Below are 20,185 nucleotides of genomic sequence, written 5' to 3' on the forward strand. Positions count from 1 at the left end.
TCTCATCTGTCCGGGGTGGGCAGCAGCTCCCACGTCTCCGGGTGGGGCACCGGGATCGGGGTGTGCTCCGGAGCGGGCCGATCGGGTGCCGTGCGGCCGGGGCGGGCCCCGCCGGCCGGCCCGACGTCGGTACGCACCTTCACGGGCCAGCCGCCCGTGCCGTGGTGCGGGATGTCCGGCAGGGGCTGCGCCCCGGTGCCCGCCCGGCCGCTGCGGCGCGCGGCGGCGGCTCGGCGGTCCGCCGCGAGCCAGTCCCGCCACTGCTGCCGGGTGGCGTCCAGGTAGTCGGGGTCCGGGAGCGTCTCGGGCCGGTGCAGGTCCCAGGCGCGCACGGCCTGGACGGACACGGCCCGGTCGCCGGTGCGCCGGACGGTGCCCTCGATCAGCAGGAGGCGGGCGGAGAAGAGCATCTCCCCGGAGGCGTGCTGGGCCTCGGTGAAGAAGGAAGCGTCCACGCAGCCGGTGCCGTCGTCCACGGAGAGGAACACCACCCGCTTGCCGCTGCGCATGGGCGGGGTCTGGGTGGCCACGCGCACCCCGGCCACGAGCACCCGGGACTGCGTGCGCAGCCCGAGCAGGTCCTTCGCCCGGGTGACGCCGAGCGCGTCCAGGTACGGGGCGTGGGAGTCCATGAGGTGGGCGGTGACGTCCAGGGCGGTGAGCTCCAGCTCGGTGCGGACCCGGGCGGCCGGGCCCGGGTCCGGGAAGAGCGGGGCGAGGGCGGTGAGCTCGGTGTCCGGCAGGTCCAGGGCCAGCTGGCCCTCCACCTGCCGTGGACGGGCGGACCGCGAGCGCGGGGCGGTGCGGCCGGGGGCGGTGCCGCGGGTGGTGGAGTGCTGGAGTTCGAGGTGGTGGACGAGGTCGGTGCGGGAGGCGCCGCCGGGTGGGAGGAGGCAGTCGAGGGCGCCGAGCTGGGCGAGGCGTTCGAGGTTGCGGGCGGTGGGGCGGGCGCGGTCGCGGACGTCGGCGAGGGAGCGGTAGGGACGGCCGGCGTCGAGGCGGTCGGTCTCGGCTTCGCTGAGTCCGGAGAGGCTGGTGAGGGGCAGGCGGATGCCCCAGCGGCCGGGGGCGCCGTCGTCGATCTCGGGGTGGGCGGGGACCCATTCGACGTGGACGTGGCGGGAGGAGGCGTTGACGTCCACGGGGAGGACGGGGATGCCCATGCGGCGGGCCTCGGCGACCATGAGGCGGGCGGGGTACATGCCGGGGTCGTGTTCGAGGATGGCGGCCATGAAGGCGGCGGGGTGGTGGGTCTTGAGCCAGGCGGAGTGGTAGGTGGGGACGGCGAAGGCGGCGCCGTGGGCCTTGCAGAAGCCGAAGGAGCCGAAGGCGGAGAGGGTGGCCCAGACCTCGTCGATGACGTCGAGGGAGTAGCCGCGGGCGAGGGCGCCGGTGCGGAAGGCCTCTTCGACGAGGTGTTCCTGCGGGCCGCCGAGGAGGCGGCGGTGCTCGTCGGCGCGGGCCAGTCCGCAGCCGGTCATGACGTCCATGGTGCGCAGGACCTGTTCGTGGAAGACGGTGACCCCGTGGGTCTCGGCGAGGACGGGCCGCAGGTCGGGGTGCGGGTAGTGGGCGGGTGCCCAGCCGTGCCGCTGTTCGAGGAAGGGCCGGACCATGTCGGACTGCATGGGGCCGGGGCGGAAGAGGGAGATGTCCACGGTGAGGTCGTTGAACTCGCGGGGGGCGAGTTTGCCGACGAGTTCGCGCTGGCCCGGGGACTCGATCTGGAAGCAGCCGAGGGTGTGGGTGGTGCGGATCATCGCGTAGGTGGCGTCGTCGTCGAGGGGCACCTGTTCGAGGTCGATGCGCTCGCCCGTGGTGCGTTCGACCTCGGCGATCGTGTAGGCGATGGCGGACTGCATGCGCACGCCGAGGATGTCGAGCTTGAGGAAGCCCATGGGGTCCATGTCGTGCTTGTCGAACTGGCTCATGGGCAGGCCCATGCCGGAGGGTTGGACGGGGGTGCGGTGCAGCAGGGTGGCGTCGCCGAGGATGACGCCGCAGGGGTGCATGGAGATGTGGCGGGGCAGGCGGTCGAGGCGTTCGGTGAGGTCGACGAGCAGGTCCAGCTGGCGGTCGCCCTCGGCGCGGCCGGACTCGATGCGGCGGGAGAGGCCGCCGAGTTCGGGCATGCGCTGGAGGGCTTCGCGGAAGTTCGAGGCGGAGAAGCGCCAGAGCTGCTTGGCGATGGCGTCCACCTCGGGTTCGGGCATGCCGAGGGCGAGGCCGGCGTCGCGGACGGCGCCGCGGGCCCGGTAGGCGTTCTGCATGCTCATGAGGGTGGTGCGCTCGGCGCCGAAGCGTTCGACGACGGCGTGGTAGATCTCGTGGCGGCGGGCGGACTCCACGTCGATGTCGATGTCCGGGAGGGTGGAGCGGTCGGTGGAGAGGAAGCGCTCCATGATCAGGCCGTTGGCCATGGGGTCGACATGGGAGATGCGCAGGGCGTGGTTGACGAGGGAGGAGGCGCCGGAGCCGCGGGCGGCCACGCGGATGCCCATGCCCTCGATGAGGTCGACGACGGCGGCCACGGTGAGGAAGTAGGAGGAGAAGCCGAGTCGGGTGATGATGCCGAGCTCGTGCTCGGCGCGGTCCTGCAGGTCCCGGGCCGCCTGGCTGGTGCCGGGGAGGCCTCCCCCGGTGTGGAGGTGGGGGTAGCGGGCGAGGAGGCCGGTGCGGGTGCGCTCGCGCAGCACGTGCTCCGGGGGGCCGTCGATGCCGATGACGGCGGCCTCCGGGACGCGGGGCACGCCCCAGCCGAGGTCGGTCTCGGGGTCGAGTGCGCAGGCCTCGGCGAGGCGGCGGGTGGCCTCGAGCAGGGGGGCGGGGCGGTCGTCGGCGGCGAAGGCGATCTCGTGGGCGATGCGGTGCATGGCGGCGGTGGACTTGAGCCAGCCCTGCCCGTTGGGCTGCAGGTCGTGGAGGGCGTCGAGGGAGCTGAGGGCACGGACGGCGTCGAGGACGTCCGCGGTGGCGGCACCGTCCGGGGCCGCGTAGCGCACGGCGTTGGTCAGGACGGCGGGGATGCGGGCCTGGCGGGCGGCGCGGAGGGTCTTCACGGCGTGCCCGGTGTCGAGGCGTCGGCCGGGGGCGGAGAGGTGGGTGACGACATCGGCGTGGGGGCTGCCTGCGGGCAGGGCCGCCTTCCAGCGGCGCAGGGCGGTGAGGCCGGCCGCGTACCGGCGGCGGGCCAGGTGGCGGCCGACGTCCGAGTCCGGGCCGAGGAGGACGAACAGCTCGGGGGTGGGCGGGTTGTCCCGGTTGGCGGCGGTGGGGACACGGCCGGCCGCCGCGGCGGCGAGCTCGGCGACGCTGGCCCACGGGCTGCCGCCCGCCGCTCCCCCGGTGGTGCGGGCGTGGGCGGCGGAGACGAGCTCGCACAGGGAGCGGTAGCCGGAGCCATGACAGCCTCCTCGGGCGAGCACGACCACGCGGCCGGCGTCCTCGTCCTCGCTCCACCGGACGGCCAGGTCCACGCCCACGATCGGGGTGATGCCGTGGCGCAGGCAGGCACCCACGTGTTTGGCCATGCCGTAGAGCCCGTCCCGGTCGGTGCAGGCCAGCAGGTCCATGTCCGCGGCCGCGGCGGCGGCCACGAGGTCCTCGGGCCAGCTGACCCCGTAGTGGGCGCTGAACGCGGAGGCGACGTGCAGGTGGGCGAAGGGTGCGGCGGTGCGTCCGGCCGCGGCGGCCCGGCTCATGCCGACCGCCTCAGGTCCTGGGCGTGCTCGTGGACGCGCACGAGCCGCCACCGGCCGGAGTCCAGGTGGTGGGCGACGTCGAGGGTCTGCAGGGGCGCGGCGCCGGCCCGGGCCAGGCGGACCTGCAACCGCCACATCTCGTGGTCGACGAGACCGGCGCCGCGGCCCTTCTCCGCGCGGACCTCCTCCGCCCACCAGCGGCGCCGCTCGAACCAGCGCACGGGGCGCTCTGCGAGGACGTAGTCCCGCCCGTTCCAGCGCAGCCCCTGCGGGGTGCCGTCTGCCCCGCACTCCACCGCCACCGACTGTGTGAGGACTCCCATTCTGCTTCTCTCCCTGTGCACTGCTGACCGGACCGACGACGGGGTGCCGTCGGGCGATGGGAGCGCGGCCCGTCCGGCGGACCGGACGCGGGGAAGAAGTGGGAAGGTGGGGCCGCACACCCGATCGTACTCGAACATGTGTTCGAATGCGATGGGTGCGAACGTAGGGCGCCCGCCGGACACGTTAAGGACGCATCGCCCCAGACGGGCGAGGCCGGGAACGCCCTTTTCGTGAGGCCGGCTGGCCGAGTCCTGGCCGTAGGCCTCAAACCCGACCTTGGGGCGCACACGCACGAGAAAATCGTCTCTTGGGCCGGAAGAAGTGCGCCGGCACGGTCCTGTGGACAATGCGAGCAGGACCACAATCCGTCTGCGTATACTCCGAACCAACCGGGCCTCGCATGCCACGGGCACCGCGTTGCGGGATCAGCGCGGGAGGCGCGGACACACGACGGACGTCCAGTTGGAGGGGAAATGTCTCTCACCGCACCCGGGCGCGCCCTGCGCCGCCACCGATTCGCCCAGGCCGGCACGCTCAGCGTGGCCTTGGCGCTCGCACTGACCGCCTGTGGCGGGCAGTCCGAGCCCGCCGAGTCGTCGACGACGTCACCCTCGTCCGCCAAGCCCGCCGTCGAGACGTCCGCGCCCGCGAGCACGAGTGAGACCGCAGGCGTCAGCTCATCCCCCACGGCCACGGAGAGCGGGTCCGGCGAATACGTGCCCGCGTCTGCCGACGGCCCCGCGCGGAACGTGCCCAAGCCGGAGATGCCCGCCGCCATGAAGGAAGAGACCAAGGAGGGCGCCGAGGCGGCAATTCGCTATTTCTGGGAGGCCATTTACTACACTGACCAGACCGGAGAAACCGCTGATTTTGATTCGACATACAGCGAATACTGCGAGCTTTGCCAAGCCGTATCCGACTCAACTGCCCAGCACTACAAAGAAGGTGGCTGGTCGACGGGAGAGCACACCTCGATCAAATCGTTGACTCTCACCCCGTCAGAGTTTGGCTACACCGCTACTCTTGTTCGTGACGCATCCGCTGTAGAGGTCTTCGACTCACAGGGCGTTAGAGACGACTCTGCCAGTGGGGTGGAAACTCACGACGAGACCTGGCTGGCCGACGTAGTCTACGAACCCTCCAAGGGCCACTGGGTGATCGATGAGATGCAAAATCACCAGGATGCTCAATAATGCCTTCCATCTCGCGTATTTTGATTGCGATAGTAACTGCTTGCATTGCCCTAACGCTGATTCAAGCGCCATCGGCACACGCACAGCGCGCGAAGCCCTGCACCGATGTTCCCATTAGTGGCAAGCGAGAAGACGTCGAATTTAGGATTCGAACGCAGTGCAAGAAACAGTCGCGAACACAGCCCCCTCAGCCGGCCTCCGAACCGGTATCCGAAGTTGCCGCTCCAGGAGCCAGAGAAAAGCCGGCAATCGAGCAGCGCACTGTAGACGCCTGTTTTCCGAATCAAGAGAATAATTCCGATTTTGGGACGTGTCGCGAACAGACCGAGGCCTTTTGCCCAGAAGGGGCATGGGTACGTGAGCAGTTCGTCGACACAACTCGCCCAGATAGGGATCCCTATTACAGCCGGCCGGAATGCGTTACTGCGGGTTCGCCAGCCCCAGCAGCAGACGGCGCCCCGCCCGTGTCCATCGACGAGGTCCGCACGCTCCTCGTGCTGGAGCCTGAGATCCGGTCGGACAACGGCGGACGCGGGATCCGCAATGCGGAGACCAACTTCTACGCAGACGCCGAAACACGCACGCTCGTCACCACCCTCAACGGGGTCGAGGTCGAACTCCGCGCCACGCCGGTGAGCTTCCACTGGGATTACGGGGACGGGTCCCCCACCAAGACCACCTCGGTCGCAGGCCAGAGCCAGCCGGAGTTCAACGTCCCCACCCCCACGAGCCACGTGTACGAGGACACCGGGCAGTACACGGTCCGCCTCACCACCGTGTACATCGGCGAATACCGGGAGGCCGGGGGCGAGTGGGTGCTCATCCCAGGCACCATCAGCCTCGACTCGGCCCCCGTCACCGCGAACATCTGGCGCACCATCACCCGCAATGTCGCCGATGACTGCAGCGTCGACTCCTCAGCCTGGGGCTGCACCGGCCCCATCGAATCCGCTCCGGCCGGCTGAGCACAGACCGCGGGGCGGCCGACGGTCTCCCGTCCACCGCCCCGCGGCCCACTCATCGGCCGGGTGTGTCAGACCCGGCGCACCCGCCCCCGGGCCGTGAGCACGAGTCCCGCACCGAGGGCCGCGAGCGCTCCGAGCGCACCCGCCGGAACTTCACGCCCGGTCTCGACCGTGTCCGGGGTCGTGTGGGCCTCCTCCCCGCCCGTTCCCTCCCCCGGTTCCTCCCCGGCCACGGGAGCCGGAGTGTCGACGGGCTCCTGCTCGGCGGGCGGCACCGGGTCCGCCTCGCCGGGAGACGGGGCACCCTCCTCCGCCGGCACGTTCAGGGCCCGGGGCTTCTGCCCGTCCGCGAGCAACTCGACGAACGCGAAGACGTCGGACCGCTCCGCGTCCTGGGTGATGATGACGTCCTCACTCTTGGTCACCCCGTCCAGCGACCAGTCGAGGACGAGGCGATCGTCGGTCGGGTATGTCGCGTCGGCGAGGTAGTGAAACCCGGTGAAGAAGTCCACCGTGGTGTCGCGCCAGAAGGCACCCCAGCGCGGACCCCACGAGAGTTCCGCGACCGCCGCGTCGTCGCCCAGGCCTTCGGACCGGAACGGCAGCAGCACGCCCGGCTCGGCGTGCTGCAGCGTGAGGAACCGCTCGGGGTAGTCCCCGAACACGGGGTCGGCCAGGCTGTGCTCGCCCCACGCGTAGACGAGCCCGGCAGAAGGGCCTCTGTTGCCCTCCGGAGTGCCGGCGGTCTCGTCGTAGAGAGCGGCGGCCACCGGGGTGCCGTCCACGGACAGGGTGAACAGGAGATGACAGTCTCCGGGCTCACCGTGGCACCCCTCCAAAAGATGCGGCGCTCATGCCGGCCCGGTGACACCCACGCTCCGCAGAGCCCATTCTCAGGGGGAGTTCAGAACGCTCTCGGATCCGTCTCGATCCGATCACGATGCCGCGGCACCGCGTTCCCGCGTCTCACGGGCAGGTCATCCCCGTCGCCCCGTCCTTCAGAGCAGCGTTCCCTGCTGCTCTCTCATCTCCTGGATCAGCTCCGGCCCGTTGTTCCGGACGTTCCCCACAGCGCCCCCCACGGGCCGCAGCGACCAGCCCGCCGCGACCTCGTACGCGCCGGCGCACACCTCGCCCACGAGGGCGTCGGCTTCTTCGGCGGACCCGAGCGTGTCCGGGGCGAGCCACCGGTCCATCGTCTCGGCGTCCATGGGCACGGGCATCCGGTCGTGCAGCTGGCCGAGTGCGGCGAGCACCGGCTCGTCGTCGTCCGCGTCGGGTGCGGCCATGGTGAGGATCGTCGTCGAGAGGACCCAGGCGTCCTCCCCCGCGGCCTGGGCCTCGGGGTCCTGCCACCACTCGTACAGGCCGGCGAACCAGATGACCGGCCCCTCGCCGTCCCCGGCCCCGGCCGGGTGCACGTAGTAGGGCTGCTTCTTCGCGGCCCGCCCGTCGGGGCCCTTGGCGCCAGGCTCCGGCGTCTTCCACTCGTAGTAGCCCTCCACCGGCACAGCGCAGCGGCGGGCGCGGACGGCGGCCCGGAACGTCGGCTTGGAGGCCACGGTCTCCGAGCGCGCGTTGAACGCACGGGACCCCACGGACAGCTCCTCCGCCCACGGCGGCACCAGGCCCCAGCGGGCCACGTGGATCCGCCGGGTCACTCCGGCGCCGCCGTCGTCCGCATGCGCCACGAGGATCGGCACCTCGGCTGTCGGCGCCACGTTCCAGCTCTGGCGCAGCACCAGCTCCTCATTCGTCTCGGCATCGCCCAGGGCCACCAGGTCGCTCGTGGCGCGGGCCATCACGTAGCGGCCGCACACGTCAGCGGTCCCTCCCGTCCCGGCCACGCTCGACATACATCCACGCGATGCCGAGGGCGAAGCCCATCATCGCGCAGCCGAGCACAGTGCCCCAGGGCCTTTCGGTGCCCAGTCCGAACACCACCCCCAGGCCGACGCCGATCAGCAGCCCCACCAGTGGGATGCGCCACTGAGCGAGCGCCCCGGTGCCGTTCCGGGCACCGGCCGGAGCCCCGGCTGGAGCCTCCGGAGCTTCGTACGCCTCGTCCTCGTCTCTGCCATGTCGTGCCACGGTTCGCCCCTCCGTTCACATCGGTGCTGCGGGTCAGGTTGCAGTCTCCCCTGGCCGCCATGGTGACGCCACACACCAGGCCCCCCGGCTGCTCACCGATGCGTCGCACAGGGTCCTGTGATGGGATGGGCAGAACGAGCCCGCACGTCGCGCCGCCCCACGCATGCGCGGCATCGGGCAGATCCCCACCACCAGGAGGAACAACGTGTCCCAGAAGGTCCGCGGCGTCGTCGCCATGGCGAAGGACGCCCCCGTCACCATCGAGACCATCGTCATCCCCGATCCGGGACCCGGCGAGGCCGTCGTCGACATCAAGACCTGCGGCGTCTGCCACACGGATCTGCACTACCAGCAGGGCGGGATCGGCGACGAGTACCCGTACCTGCTCGGCCACGAGGCCACGGGTGTGGTCTCCGCGATCGGCGAGGGCGTCGACCACGTCAAGGTCGGCGACACCGTGATCCTCAACTGGCGCGCCGTGTGCGGCGAGTGCCGCGCGTGCCGGAAGGGCGAGCCGAAGTACTGCTTCAACACCCACAACGCGACCCAGAAGATGACCCTCGAGGACGGCACGGAGCTGTCCCCGGCCCTGGGCATCGGGGCGTTCGCGGACAAGACGCTCGTCCACGCCAAGCAGTGCACCCAGGTCGACGGCGTCGACACTCCCAAGGAACAGGCCGCGGTCGGCCTGCTCGGCTGCGGGATCATGGCCGGCATCGGCGCGGCCATCAACACCGGCGAGGTCAAGCTCGGCGAGTCCGTGGCCGTGATCGGCTGCGGCGGCGTCGGCGTGGCCGCGATCGCCGGGGCGAAGCTCGCCGGCGCCACCACGATCATCGCGGTGGACATCGACGCCAAGAAGCTCGCGAAGGCCGAGGAGCTCGGCGCCACCCACACCGTGAACTCGAAGGACGAGGACCCCGTGGAGGCCATCCGCGCGGCGACCGGCGGCTTCGGCGCCGACGTGGTCATCGAGGCGGTCGGCCGCCCGGAGACCTACGAGCAGGCGTTCTACGCCCGGGACCTGGCCGGCCGCGTCGTCCTGGTGGGCGTGCCCACCCCCGGCATGGAGCTGAAGCTGCCCCTGCTGGAGGTCTTCGGCCGCGGCGGCGCGCTGAAGTCCTCGTGGTACGGCGACTGCCTGCCGGAGCGCGACTTCCCGATGCTCGTGGACCAGTACCGCCTGGGCCGCCTGCCGCTGGACGAGTTCGTCACGGAGACCATCGCCCTGGACGAGGTGAACGAGGCCTTCGAGACGATGAAGTCCGGCGACGTCCTGCGCTCGGTGGTGGTGCTCTGATGGCGCGCATCGATCACCTGGTCACCTCCGGCACGTTCTCCCTGGACGGGGAGACGTTCGACGTGGACAACAACGTGTGGATCGTCGGCGGCGCGGAGCAGTGCGTCGTCATCGACCCGGCCCATGACGCCTCGGCCGTCTGGAAGAAGGTGAACGGCCGCCAGGTGCTGGCCATCGTCCTCACCCACGGCCACGACGACCACATCCGCCAGGTCCAGGAGTTCCGCCAGATGGTGGACGCCCCCGTGCTGCTCCACCCCGCAGACCGCATGCTCTGGGACGACGTCTTCCCCGACGAGGAGCCCGACGGCGCGCTCGCCGAGGGCGACGTCCTGCGCGTGGCCGGCGTCGAGCTGCGGGTGCTGCACACCCCCGGGCACTCCCCCGGCTCGGTCTGCCTGTACGCCCCCGCCCTGGGCGAGGCCGGCGACGACGGCGCCCCGACCGGCGTCGTGTTCTCCGGCGACACCCTGTTCCAGGGCGGGCCCGGCGCCACCGGCCGCTCGTACTCGGACTTCGACACGATCATCGAGTCCATCCGCGAGCGCCTGTTCCCGCTGCCGGAGGCCACCGTGGTCCACACCGGCCACGGCGACTCCACCACAATCGGCACGGAGAAGCCGCACCTGCAGGAGTGGATCGACCGCGGCCACTGAGGACGCGCCGAGGTGGGGAAGAATGGTCCCCCGTGACCATCCTCCCCGCCTCGCCCCCTCCCTCCGTGATCCTGCTCGGCGGCGCGTCGGGCTCCGGCAAGTCCTACCTGGCCCGGCGGCACGGCCGGCCCCACCTCTCGCTCGATGCGTTCTACCGTCCGCAGTCCGACGACGGCGCCGCGGGCGGGCCCGGCCCCGTGTTCCCGCGCACCCCCTACGGTGAGATCGACTGGGACCACCCCGGAACGTGGGATGAGCAGGCGGCCGTGGACGCCGTCGTCGAGCTGCTCGAGGAGGGCGCCACGCGTGTGCCCGACTACGACATCTCCACGTCCTCCGTCCGCGGGCACAGCACCGTCGCGCTCGAGCCGGGCGGGGTGATCGTGGCGGAGGGCATCTTCGCCGAGCGCATGCCCGCGGCCCTGGACCGGGCCGGGGTCAGCTACGCGGCCTGGTACATCGACCAGGCGCGGACCACGACGGCGGCCCGCCGGTTCGTGCGCGACGTCGCCGAACGCCGCAAGCCGGTGCCGTTCCTCGTGCAGCGGGGCTGGTCCCTGTATCGGACGGACGCGGCCCGCCGGACGGCGGCGGTGGCGGCCGGCTTCACCCCGCGGCGCAAGCGGGAGATCATCGCCGACCTCACGGCCTGACGGCGAGCTGGTCGTCCACGACCTCGAGCCCGGCGGCGGCGGCCCACGCCGTGTACTCCTCCCACAGGGCCGCGGCGAACGCGGAAACGTTCACCCCGGGGCGCACGTCCTCGGCCGCGCCCGCCGTGCGGGGGTCCATGTCCAGGCCGAGCTCCCGGTAGACGTCGACGAGCACGGCCCGCAGCGGAGCGGGGTCGGACACCACCACGTGGGTGGAGAACAGGAACGCCCCCTTCACCACGCGCTGCGCGGAGCCGGCCAGCTTCACCGGGTAGGTCGGCGCAGGACCCTGCACGGAGAACTCACCCGGGCAGTACTCCCCCGGGATCTCGCCCACGGAGGCGGGCACGTCCATGCGCGCGAACGCCCGCACGAACAGGTCGGCGAACTCGGCGAACCGGGCCTGCTGGGTGAGTGCCGCGTCCTCCTGCTGGCTCAGGTGGTCCACTACCAGGCAGCCGTGATGGTAGGCCGCCGCCCGCCCGCCGGCCCGGCGCACCACCGGCGCGAAGCCGTGGGCCCGGGCCGCCGCAGCCGCGGCCGCGAAGCCGGGCAGCCGCGCGTCGCGCTGGCCGAACGCGACCGTCGGTTCGGGCACGTAGACGCGGATCAGGTCGTCGAGGGCCCTTCCCTCGGCCGCGGCGGCGCGGAAGACGGCCAGCTCGTCCATGGCCCAGTCGAGGTCTTCAGCGGCCCCGAGGGTCCGCTCCTGCACGGCCCAGCGCAGCCGGGGAGCTGGGCTCACAGGCCGCCCTCGACCGGCCAGGAGCGCAGGGTGAGGGTCTGCTCGACGTGGGCGAAGGGGCCGTCGTCGTCGTGGAGGACGGTGCTGGTCAGGCCCACGCCGTCCGGGCCCACCGTGACCTGCCCCGCGAGGCCGAGCCAGTGGCCGGTGGGCTCGCGGTACAGGTGGATCTGCAGGTCCACGTTGGGGAAGAACCACCCGCCCGGCTTCGCCGGCAGGGCGGGGGCGATCCCGTTGGCCGCATCGGTGAGGCTGATCAGGCGCACCAGGTCGCTCGTGCTCTCCCCCGCCACCATCTCGCGGTCCGTGGTGAGCCACACCCGGCCGTGGCCCGGCCCGTGGCCGGGCAGGACGACGCCGTCGAGGGAGGCGATGTACCCGCCTCCCCATCCGTGGAGCGCGTTGTGCGACTGCGCCTGCGAGCGCGGCGGGAGGGGCTCGTCCGGCAGCTGGGCGACGGCGGAGGTGTCCGAGGTGGACAGCAGCCAGGCGCGCAGGGTCAGCACGGTGCGGCCCCGGGCGTGGAGCACGGACTCGACGAGCTCGATGGTGCGGCCCGGACGCAGGGTGCGCGTGACCACCTCGAGCTCGCCCGACCAGAGCGTGCCCAGGATGTCGTAGGAGAGCCGTCCCACCCGCAGCCCGGGGGTGGTCTCGTGCGCGGCGACCTCGTGCAGCAGCAGGCCCGAGACGGCGGCCATGTGCATCTCCTCTTCCCGCCATGCGCCCTGGGCGTGCACGGTGGAGCGCACGCGGGAGGTGCGGACGCCGTCGGCGTCCACGGTGGGCTCGCCGAGGCGGACGTAGAAGGCCAGGGGATCGTCGGCGACGGAGGTCGCGGGGGTGGAGGTGATGTCGGTCATGGGCCGAAGTCTGCCAGAACGACGACGACGGCCGGTGACGTCCCCGCGGGGATGTCACCGGCCGTCACGGCGTGGGCCGAGCCGGGGTTCAGCGGCGCATGACCTTGCGGGCGATGCCGTTGCCGATCAGCTGCAGCGCCTGGACGAACACGATCACCACGACGACGGCCAGCCAGGTGACCTCCGGACGGAACCGGTTGTAGCCCTCCACGATGGCGAAGTTGCCGACGCCGCCGCCGCCGATGATGCCCGCCATGGCGGACATGTCCACGAGCGAGATGATCACGAATGTGAAGCCGAGGATCAGCGGGCCGAGGGCCTCGGGCAGCACCACGGTGCGCACGATCCGCATGCGTGAGGCGCCCATCGCGCGGGCGGCCTCGATCACGCCGGGGTCGAGGGAGACGAGGTTCTGCTCCACGATGCGGGCGATGCCGAACGTGGACGCCCAGATCATGCAGAACACCACGGCGGTGTTGCCGATGCCGGTGCCGAGCACCGCGATGGTCAGCGGCTGCAGGGCGGCGATGAGGATGACGAACGGGATGGGCCGGATGAGGTTCACGATGAAGTTCGTGACCAGGTAGACGGCGCGGTTGGCGAAGATGCCGCCCGGGCGCGTGGTGTAGAGGAGGAGCCCGACCAGCAGGCCGAGGACGCCGCCGATGACGAACGCCCAGCCGACCATGTAGAGGGTGTCCCCCACGGCGGTCAGGAGTTCGGGGCCGTAGTACCCCCAGTCGAGGTTCTGGAAACGGTCGATCACTGCTGCACCTCCTGCACGTCCCCGGCGCCGGCCAGGTCCGCGACGAACGCGTCCACCGCGGCGGGCTCACCCGTGAGCGCCACGGTGAGCAGGCCGTACGCGGAGTCCTTGGTGGCGGACATGCCGCCGTGGGCGATCTCGAAGCCGACGCCGCGCGTCGACGCGGTGCCGAGCACGGCCGACACCGCGGCGGCGTCCTTGAGCGAGACCATGATCAGCCGACCCTCGGTGCGCGCCCGGATGCGGGCCACCTCCTCGGCATTCGGCCGGTCCTTGAGCGCCGTGGCCACGAAGGACGCGGCGTCGGCGGAGTGGGCGGGCCGAGAGAAGAGGTCGTAGACCTTGCCGGACTCCACCACGCGGCCGCTGTCCATCACGGCGACACGGTCGGCGATCGAGCGGATGACCTCCATCTCGTGGGTGATGGCCACGATCGTGACCCCGAGCTCCTCGTTGACGCGGCGCAGCACGGAGAGCACCTCGTGCGTCGTCGAGGGATCCAGGGCGCTGGTGGCCTCGTCTGCGAGCAGGATCTCCGGCTCGGCGGCCAGGGCGCGGGCGATGCCGACGCGCTGCTTCTGGCCGCCCGAGAGCTGCTCCGGGTAGTGCTTGGCCTTGTCCGCCAGGCCGACGAACTCGAGCAGCTCCGCCACGCGAGCGCGGCGTTTGGACCGCGGCCAGCCGGCCGTGTCCAGGGCGAACTCGATGTTCCCGGCCACCGTGCGGGAGGTCAGCAGGTTGAACTGCTGGAACACCATGCCGATGCGGGTGCGCAGCGGACGCAGCTTCGCCTCGGACAGGTGGGAGACCTGCTGGCCCAGCACCGTGACGGTGCCCGACGTCGGCTTCTCCAGCCCGTTGATCATGCGGATCAGGGTGGACTTGCCGGCGCCGGAGAAGCCGATGACGCCGAAGACCTCGCCGCGGTTCACGGCGAGCGAGACGTCGTCCACGGCCTTCACACCGGCACCCTTCTTGGCGGCGTAGACGCGGCTGACGTGGTCGAAGACGATGACCGGCTCCCCCGGGGCGCCCGCGGAGGGGCGCCCCGGGGTGACCGCGTCACGGTCGGACGTATGGGAACCTGCCATGGATCAGGCGTCCTGCTTCGCGATCGCGTCCTGGTACTGCTTCAGGGTCTCGTCGATCTGGGCGGTGTCGAGCTGCACCGGCACGCTCGTGTCGGAGGAGAGCTTCGCGGACTCATCCAGCACGGGCTGCTCGTGGTACAGCGCCGCGATCTTCTTGTAGGTCTCGTTGTCGCGGTCCTCGCGACGCACAGCGAAGCCGTTGACGTACGGCTTGGCGGAGTCGTCCTTGGGATCGTCCTTGAACAGGGCGGTGTTCGTGTCGATGCCGGCGTCGGCCGAGAAGGTGTTGTTGATGACCGCGCCCTGGACGGACTCGAGCGCGTTCACGGTCTGCTGGGCGGCCACGGTCTGGACCTTCACGGTGGAGGCGGCCTCGTCGATGTCCTTCGGCTCCGGGCGGATGGTCTCGTTGGACAGCTTCAACAGGCCGGCGGCGACGAGCACGTTGATGGCGCGGGCCTGGTTCACGGTGTCGTTCGGGATGGCGACGGTGTCGCCCTTCTTGAACTCGGAGACGTCTTTGTACTTCTTGGAGTACAGGGGCAGCGGGATGATCTCGGTGGTCCCGATCAGCGTCAGGTCCTTGCCGGAGGCCTGGTTGTAGTCGGCCAGGTAGGCGATGTGCTGGAACCAGTTCATGTCGATGTCGCCGTTGTCCAGCGCCGGGTTCGGCTGCGTGTACTCGGTGAAGTTGCGGATCTCGACGTCGATGCCGTGCTTCTCCTTGGCGAGCTTCACCAGGGCGCGGTGCGTCTCGTTCTCGGACACGACGCCGATGCGCACGGTCTGGGCGCCGTCGTCGCCCTTCGTCTCGGCCTGCGAGTTGCAGGCGGTCAGGGCGAACGCGCCGACGGCGGCCAAGGACAGGCCGGCGAAGGAGCGGCGGGAGATGTTCGAGGGGGTCGTCATGGGGTTCTCCTTGGAGGACGGTGCGACGTCGCCGGCGCGGGTGGGCACGGCGGGTGCGGAACGGTGCGGGGTGGGCCGTGCGGTGGGTGATTCCCCGCGGGGCACAGCACGGCGGGCGGGGGGCGAGAGACGCCCCGAGCCGGAGGCCGGGATCCTTTCGAACGCTGCTCTTGCCCGTCCCCCAGTCACCGCGGGCTCCCCTCGAGGGGTCTGCACGCAGCGGAGGCGGGCCGCTTCTCGGTCCGTTGCCACCCGTGAACATGGGGTTGGCGAGCGGCTCGTCGTGGGACCACGTGGACCCGCCGAGGCGGGGTCCACAGCCGCTTCTCCTGAAGCTGGGCCCAAGCCTATCGCAGCGTGTGCGCTCCATCGGGCAGGGCCGTGACGCGCAGCGTCATACTGCGGGGCCCGGGGCCGACGTGTGATGCCTCTCGCGGGACGACGACGGCCGGGCGCCTCCGCGGGGAGGCGACCGGCCGTCGTCGGGACGGGGCTCAGGCGGACGGGATCAGAAGTCCCAGTCCTCGTCCTCGGTGTTCTCGGCCTTGCCGATCACGTAGGAGGAGCCGGATCCGGAGAAGAAGTCGTGGTTCTCGTCCGAGTTCGGGGAGAGTGCGGAGAGGATGGCGGGGTTCACGTTCGTGGTCTCGGCCGGGAACATGGGCTCGTAGCCCAGGTTCATCAGCGCCTTGTTCGCGTTGTAGTGCAGGAACTTCTTCACGTCCTCGGCCAGGCCGACGGCGTCGTAGAGGTCATGGGTGTACTCGACCTCGTTCTCGTACAGCTCGAACAGCAGCTCGAAGGTGAAGGCCTTGAGCTCCTCCCGCTTCTCCTCCGGCAGGGTCTCGATGCTCCGCTGGTACTTGTAGCCGATGTAGTACCCGTGCACGGCCTCGTCGCGGATGATCAGGCGGATCAGGTCGGCGGTGTTGGTGAGGCGGGCGTGCCCGGAGAGGTACATGGGCCAGTAGAAGCCCGAGTAGAAGAGGAAGGACTCGAGCAGGGTGGAGGCGATCTTCTTCTTGTACGGATCCTGGCCGTCATAGCGCTCCACGATCAGGCGGGCCTTGGCCTGCAGGTTCCGGTTCTCACGAGACCAGCGGAACGCCTCGTCGATCTCCGGGGTGGAGGCCAGCGTGGAGAAGATCGAGGAGTACGACTTCGCGTGCACCGACTCCATGAACGCGATGTTCGTGAGGACGGCCTCCTCGTGCGGGGTCATGGCGTCCGGGATGAGGGAGACGGCGCCCACGGTGCCCTGGATCGTGTCCAGCAGCGTCAGGCCCGTGAACACGCGCATGGAGAGCAGCCGCTCCTCATCCGTGAGGTGGGACCAGGACTGGACGTCGTTGGACAGCGGCACCTTCTCCGGCAGCCAGAAGTTGTTGACGAGGCGGTTCCACACCTCCACGTCCTTCTCGTCCTGAATGCGGTTCCAGTTGATCGCCTCGACGAGGTGGGACTGCTGGGTCTCGGTCACGGCAGGGCACATCCTTCAGAAGAATTCGTTGAGAATCCGCGGATTCCGGGGGCTCGCGAGAGCACGGTCATCGGGGCGCGGGTCCGGGACAGTCTAGGCCTTGGGCGCCGCTGGGGCCATGGAGGCGAGGGTGTGGTCGGCCACGCTTACCGAAGTTCCCACGCGTCAGCTAGAAGGCCGACAAGTCGCTCATGCCGTTCGCCCACTATGGCCGGGGTCCAAGAATCGGTATTGATAACCTGCGTGGTGAGTGCAAACATTGCCACCCCCTTTGTCGAGGTGAAGTACATGCTCTTCTTCTTGTCGAAGTCGTAGTTCTGAGCTTGGCTGTTCTTCCTCCGATTGAGCAGGAGGAGGTTACCGAGGCGGTGCACCCAGCGCTCGGCTTCCTCATCAGTGAAGTCCTGGCGCCATTGACTGTCGACAGCGGGACTCTGAGGCAGCACGTGTTCCACAGTGATGACGGAATGGTCATACGATGCGCCTGGGTTGTCCGCAAGCATCGAGTCCAGGCGCAACAGCACATAGCGCCGCACCGGTCGCGTCAAGTAGATGTCCCCGGTGAGCTGTTCGAGGGTCGCCGCCTTCTCCGCATCACTGAGCGCGAACGCCGCCGCGTCGAGGCCCCGCCCCTCGGCAAGCTGGTCGAGGAGGACGTGGTAGCGCTGCATCCTCGGCGTGCGGTATTCACGCCGCAGAAGCATGCTGGCCGCGAGGCGCTCGAGCTTCTCCAAGTAGTCCGAGAGGAAGGCAGGGTCATCCGGGTGGGCTCGAAGCGCCCACAGCGCCAGAGGCCGCCAGTCGTCGTTGTCGAGTTCAACGAGCCGTTTCAACCACGCGTTGACCTTTTCCCACTCGGCACCGCCCGCAAAATCCTGGGCGACCAGGCGCATGTCTGCTTTCGCATAGGGTTCGAGCACATCCTTGATGAACGCGATGCCGTCATTGGCTCGCAGGTAGGGGTCCAAGACTTGTTCAGGAAATTCCTGGAGCAGGGATTTCACAGCTCGTTTGCGCGAGACCACCATGCGAATGTACAAGAACAGGTTCGCAAACTCGTCACGCCCCAGATTCTCTTCGAGGCTTTCCCAGAGGTCCGCGTAATGCTGACGGGACTGCTCCGGGATGGCCCCGATCACCTGCGACTTGAAGATGTCAGAGGGGGCCAGCGCCAGTCCCCGGGCGTTCATGACGGAGAAGATCCGGTAGGCACTGTTGAGGTCCGGGGTGCTCACGGTCACCACGAAGGTGCGCTTGGCGAGCATCTTGAACAGCTCTTTGAGCCTTGACTCTCCCCATGCCACCAGCTTTTCCCGCAAGACCTTGGCATTGTCCCGGATTCCACGCTGGGAATCCGTGCTGGTCTGGTTGTCGCTGATGTCCACCAGCGCTGCGGTGGCGCCGTCCGTCTGGACGTGCTTTCTGAAGAACTCCCGGTCCCGTGGACGCAGCGTCAAGCGAGGACGGGCTGGAAGGTCGTCCCACTCGACGGCGGGCTCCTCCACGAACCCGTGCACCGCGGAGCGGAATGCCGGATCATCCACAAGGTCGCGCAGCACACTCAACAGGATGGTGAGGGTCGTGAGTCGCTGCTGCCCGTCGATGACCTCCGAGTGCGACGACGCGGCGTCCTTCACGAGCACGACCGAACCGAGGAAGTACGGTTCCTCCGTGTCACGCTCGAGCGCTCCTTCGAGATCGGCCAGCAGCTGGAGGGCCTCCTCCTGTCCCCATGCGTAGGGGCGCTGGTACTCCGGGATGACGAAATCGAAGTCGTTCGTGAAGAGCTTCCCGAGGTTAATCTCGGCGGCCTTCATGGGCTGGGCGTTCACGTGCATGTCCTCAGTTTGCCGCAGGTCACGACCCACAGCGCGGAGTTGCAACTCAAATTTCAGAGGCTCTTCGGCCGGTCGAGGACAAGTGGCGCGACTACCGCGGCCCATGACAGGTGGTGTCGGATGATCCCACAGCGGCGTCGGTGGTCGGTCTCGGCCGCAGCCGCTACAGATACCAGTGGATGGTCAGCCCCAAGCGTCTCGCCAATCCACAAAAACATCTCCCAGCACTGGAGTCTGTTGCACGTCAGCCGGACATCGAAATTGGGCGTCGTAGGGGTGTATCCCCCAGATCCTCGAGTTGCCTGACCTTTGAACCAGCCGATCATGTGCTCGTGCTGAGTCTGGTGCCAGACACCGCGCTTTTGACCGTGGAGCTTCTCGTAGGTGTCCGTCACCGGCGTGGAGGCGGGCAGCGTTCGGAGAATGCGGATGAACTTTCGATTCGGATATCTCGACTACCGGTGCACCCACGTCCCGGTTCCGAACCGTCTGCCTCAAGGCCCAGCTTGGTCGCGGAGACGCATTGGCAGCCGTCACTCCACCTCCAATTTCGGCAGGCTGTCCACGATCTTCATGGTCTCCAGGCTCACCGTCACGATCCGGCCGATGAGGTCGCGGATGTAGCGGGGCTGCCCGTGTTCGCGGGACCAGTCGTTGGGGTTGTTCTCGATGCCCGACGCCTTGTCCGTCTTCACCTGATACCGCTCGAGGATCCAGTCCAGCGCGGACCGTGAGCCCAGCATGTACCGCTGCGCCTCCTCCGGAATGCCTGTGAGCGTCAGCCAGCCGTTGTACTTCACGGTGGTCTTGTCCCAGGCACCGGACTTGCCGCCGTACTTCATCTTGGTCACACGGAATCGCTCGTACTCGTCCAGGCCGTCGGCGGTCGCAGCCCACTGTTCCTGCAGTGCAAACGGTTCGACCGTCTCATACCCGATGTGCAGCTCCGACAGTGCCCGGCCGGCATCCGAAAATGCCCGGAAGTCCTCCACGGACGGCACCTGCGGGATGCGCGGCAGCATCTTCTTCAGGTCCGCCGCGAACCGCTCCCGGTAATCGGGCGAGTGCAGCAGGCCGTAGACGTAGTAGAAGATGTCGTCCTTCGTCACCGCTTCGCCGTACGCCGCCCGGTAGGAGGCCAGTGTCGCGTCCGTGATGTTGTCCACGCCCGTGTACCGATCCGCAGGCGACGACGGCCCGTCAGCCTGAGAGAACAGGTCACCACTCGACTCCGCGTAGGTGTAGCGGGGAAAGAACTGGCCCTGACCAGAGCCCCAAAAGGAGAGGTCAGGCAGAGCGTCGGTCATCAGTGCGGTGAACGGCTTGTCGTTTCCTGGCCCAACGACGTAGAAACCGCAGTTGTTCATGTCTCGAACAGGGAAGTACTTGGGCTGCTGACCGCGCTCGTGATTCAAGAGTCGAGCAAAGTAGACGGCCTGCTTATTGAATGGCCTATAGACCCCCACCCGCCGAGATTCCTCGTTCGCCTTCGGAAGTTTTTCACCCTTCGCCAACGCGGCACGAAGTGAGCGGGCCCAGCTGATTCTGGCCGGATCCTTGTCGATGAAAGATTCCACCGGGGTTGGCTTCCCCGCCCCTTCCCATCGGGC

General features: G+C 69.4%; 18 protein-coding genes. 5 read left to right on the forward strand and 13 right to left on the reverse strand.

What is annotated here, in order from left to right; all coding sequences use genetic code 11:
- Nucleotides 1–2 precede the first annotated feature (2 nt).
- Together ACZ1IK_RS00830 and ACZ1IK_RS00835 are read right to left on the reverse strand one after the other, a co-directional pair.
- Nucleotides 3–3,701, reverse strand: a complete 3,699-nt coding sequence (locus ACZ1IK_RS00830) for a DNA polymerase III subunit alpha (RefSeq protein WP_101967798.1) — start codon at nt 3,699–3,701, stop codon at nt 3–5.
- Nucleotides 3,698–4,024: a DUF6504 family protein gene (locus ACZ1IK_RS00835; RefSeq protein WP_036338972.1), complete on the reverse strand. Its 327-nt coding sequence runs from the start codon at nt 4,022–4,024 to the stop codon at nt 3,698–3,700. The genes ACZ1IK_RS00830 and ACZ1IK_RS00835 overlap by 4 nt, the downstream gene beginning before the upstream one ends.
- 474 nt (nt 4,025–4,498) lie before the next feature.
- On the opposite strand from ACZ1IK_RS00835, the gene ACZ1IK_RS00840 reads away from it, so the two are divergent.
- Entirely contained in the window at nt 4,499–5,218 is a 720-nt protein-coding gene (locus ACZ1IK_RS00840; RefSeq protein ID WP_095353990.1) for a DUF6318 family protein, read from the forward strand.
- 464 nt (nt 5,219–5,682) lie between these two features.
- Nucleotides 5,683–6,183, forward strand: a complete 501-nt coding sequence (locus ACZ1IK_RS00845) for a PKD domain-containing protein (protein WP_230260529.1) — start codon at nt 5,683–5,685, stop codon at nt 6,181–6,183.
- A 68-nt stretch (nt 6,184–6,251) separates the two neighbouring features.
- Here the strand turns inward: ACZ1IK_RS00845 and ACZ1IK_RS00850 are convergent, their stop codons facing one another.
- The 3 genes from ACZ1IK_RS00850 to ACZ1IK_RS00860 form a co-directional block, all read right to left on the reverse strand.
- Nucleotides 6,252–6,968 (reverse strand): hypothetical protein, encoded by a 717-nt coding sequence (locus ACZ1IK_RS00850; protein WP_254184507.1) that lies wholly within the window; start codon nt 6,966–6,968, stop codon nt 6,252–6,254.
- Nucleotides 6,969–7,181: 213 nt separating this feature from the next.
- The gene (locus ACZ1IK_RS00855) at nt 7,182–8,003 is read right to left on the reverse strand and encodes an SOS response-associated peptidase (RefSeq protein ID WP_095353986.1); all 822 of its coding nucleotides are present in this window, start codon (nt 8,001–8,003) and stop codon (nt 7,182–7,184) included.
- Nucleotide 8,004: 1 nt separating this feature from the next.
- Complete coding sequence (locus ACZ1IK_RS00860; protein ID WP_225348462.1) at nt 8,005–8,157, reverse strand: hypothetical protein; 153 nt, start codon at nt 8,155–8,157, stop codon at nt 8,005–8,007.
- Between the two features lie 322 nt (nt 8,158–8,479).
- Here ACZ1IK_RS00860 and ACZ1IK_RS00865 point away from each other — a divergent pair, with 322 nt between their 5' ends.
- From ACZ1IK_RS00865 to ACZ1IK_RS00875, 3 genes are read left to right on the forward strand one after another with little or no spacing between them, the layout of a single operon-like run.
- Nucleotides 8,480–9,574 (forward strand): S-(hydroxymethyl)mycothiol dehydrogenase, encoded by a 1,095-nt coding sequence (locus ACZ1IK_RS00865; RefSeq protein WP_095346714.1) that lies wholly within the window; start codon nt 8,480–8,482, stop codon nt 9,572–9,574.
- The gene (locus ACZ1IK_RS00870) at nt 9,574–10,230 is read left to right on the forward strand and encodes an MBL fold metallo-hydrolase (RefSeq protein WP_004167600.1); all 657 of its coding nucleotides are present in this window, start codon (nt 9,574–9,576) and stop codon (nt 10,228–10,230) included. The genes ACZ1IK_RS00865 and ACZ1IK_RS00870 overlap by 1 nt, the downstream gene beginning before the upstream one ends.
- A 32-nt stretch (nt 10,231–10,262) precedes the next feature.
- A complete protein-coding gene (locus tag ACZ1IK_RS00875; RefSeq protein WP_465098216.1) occupies nt 10,263–10,883 on the forward strand; it encodes a uridine kinase family protein in 621 nt (206 codons plus the stop codon).
- On the opposite strand, the gene ACZ1IK_RS00880 is transcribed toward ACZ1IK_RS00875, so the two are convergent.
- From ACZ1IK_RS00880 to ACZ1IK_RS00915, 8 genes are all read right to left on the reverse strand, one after another.
- Complete coding sequence (locus ACZ1IK_RS00880; protein ID WP_465098217.1) at nt 10,873–11,628, reverse strand: lipoate--protein ligase family protein; 756 nt, start codon at nt 11,626–11,628, stop codon at nt 10,873–10,875. The genes ACZ1IK_RS00875 and ACZ1IK_RS00880 overlap by 11 nt on opposite strands.
- Nucleotides 11,625–12,491: a thioesterase family protein gene (locus tag ACZ1IK_RS00885; RefSeq protein ID WP_095695658.1), complete on the reverse strand. Its 867-nt coding sequence runs from the start codon at nt 12,489–12,491 to the stop codon at nt 11,625–11,627. Before ACZ1IK_RS00885 ends, ACZ1IK_RS00880 begins: the two co-directional genes overlap by 4 nt.
- An 88-nt stretch (nt 12,492–12,579) precedes the next feature.
- Complete coding sequence (locus ACZ1IK_RS00890; protein ID WP_061867741.1) at nt 12,580–13,257, reverse strand: methionine ABC transporter permease; 678 nt, start codon at nt 13,255–13,257, stop codon at nt 12,580–12,582.
- Nucleotides 13,254–14,348, reverse strand: a complete 1,095-nt coding sequence (locus ACZ1IK_RS00895; protein ID WP_084785995.1) for a methionine ABC transporter ATP-binding protein — start codon at nt 14,346–14,348, stop codon at nt 13,254–13,256. Before ACZ1IK_RS00895 ends, ACZ1IK_RS00890 begins: the two co-directional genes overlap by 4 nt.
- A 3-nt stretch (nt 14,349–14,351) precedes the next feature.
- Nucleotides 14,352–15,257 (reverse strand): MetQ/NlpA family ABC transporter substrate-binding protein, encoded by a 906-nt coding sequence (locus tag ACZ1IK_RS00900; protein ID WP_396717765.1) that lies wholly within the window; start codon nt 15,255–15,257, stop codon nt 14,352–14,354.
- A gap of 508 nt (nt 15,258–15,765) precedes the next feature.
- Nucleotides 15,766–16,749, reverse strand: a complete 984-nt coding sequence (gene nrdF / locus ACZ1IK_RS00905; RefSeq protein ID WP_152743901.1) for a class 1b ribonucleoside-diphosphate reductase subunit beta — start codon at nt 16,747–16,749, stop codon at nt 15,766–15,768.
- A 134-nt stretch (nt 16,750–16,883) separates the two neighbouring features.
- Nucleotides 16,884–18,569 (reverse strand): DUF262 domain-containing protein, encoded by a 1,686-nt coding sequence (locus ACZ1IK_RS00910; protein WP_340309455.1) that lies wholly within the window; start codon nt 18,567–18,569, stop codon nt 16,884–16,886.
- A gap of 539 nt (nt 18,570–19,108) precedes the next feature.
- Nucleotides 19,109–20,152 (reverse strand): type ISP restriction/modification enzyme, encoded by a 1,044-nt coding sequence (locus ACZ1IK_RS00915; protein WP_465098218.1) that lies wholly within the window; start codon nt 20,150–20,152, stop codon nt 19,109–19,111.
- Nucleotides 20,153–20,185: the final 33 nt, after the last annotated feature.

The sequence above is a fragment of the Micrococcus sp. CS26 genome, assembly GCF_055522295.1.